Raw genomic sequence first — 852 nt, 5'->3', positions numbered from 1 at the left:
TCGGGAGCATGAGTCCATGAACTCGGATCAGTCGCTGCCTCGTGAGCTCAAGGCCATCGCCGACGAGGAAGGCTTCGTGGACGTCGTCGCGGATCTCCCAGCGGATCCGCAGTCGGCGGAAGTGGTGCAGCAGCGCGAACGCGCGCTCGACCACCCACCTTTGGGTGCCCAGGCCGGAGCCGTGTCGGGTGCCGCGACGGGCGATCACCGGTTTGATGCCCAGCTCGCGCACCAGGTGCCGATGCTTGGCATGGTCGTAGCCGCGGTCGGCGAGCACCACATCCGGTCGCCGACGGGGTCTTCCACGCTTGCCGCGCACCGGCGGCACCGCCTCCAGCAGCGGGATGAGCTGAGTGACGTCGTTGCGGTTGCCGCCGGTGAGCGTGCAGGCGAGCGGGATCCCGGTGCCATCGGTGATCAGATGGTGCTTGCCGCCCGTCCTGCCCCGGCCAACAGGGCTTCGCCCCGTCTTGGGTCCTCTCTTTAGGGCTCTGACGTGCGAGGAGTCCACGCGGCCGCACGGGAGAAATCGAGGGCGTCGGCGGCCCGGAGGCTGCTCCAGCAGGACCTCATGGAGGCGCTGCCACACGCCGGCCTGGTGCCACTCGGTCAGACGCCGCCAGCAGGTCATCCCCGAGCCGAAGCCCGGCTCCTGCGGCAGATGCTCCCAGGAGACCCCGGTGTGCAGCACGAACAGGATCCCCCGGAGTACCGGCCGGTCATCCAGCCGCTCGCGCCCCGGGTGGTGCGTGCGGCGCTCGACCTTCGGCAACAGCGGCTCGATTATCGCCCACAGCTCGTCGTCGACCTCCCACGGCTTTGGCCGCGCCACCTCAACCTCCAGCATGATCA

General features: G+C 69.4%; 1 protein-coding gene. It reads right to left on the bottom strand.

Going from position 1 to position 852, the window contains the following annotated elements:
• A partial coding sequence (locus tag ABD335_RS30635; RefSeq protein ID WP_344329411.1) for an IS5 family transposase occupies nt 1-847 on the bottom strand: 847 nt, incomplete at its 3' end.
• Between the last annotated feature and the right edge of the window lie 5 nt (nt 848-852).

This window comes from Streptomyces macrosporus (genome assembly GCF_039533145.1).
In the GTDB taxonomy this organism is placed as follows: Bacteria; Actinomycetota; Actinomycetes; order Streptomycetales; family Streptomycetaceae; genus Streptomyces; species Streptomyces macrosporus.
The sequence above is the reverse complement of the archived record's forward strand: the minus strand, read 5'-3'. Positions and strand labels throughout refer to the sequence as shown.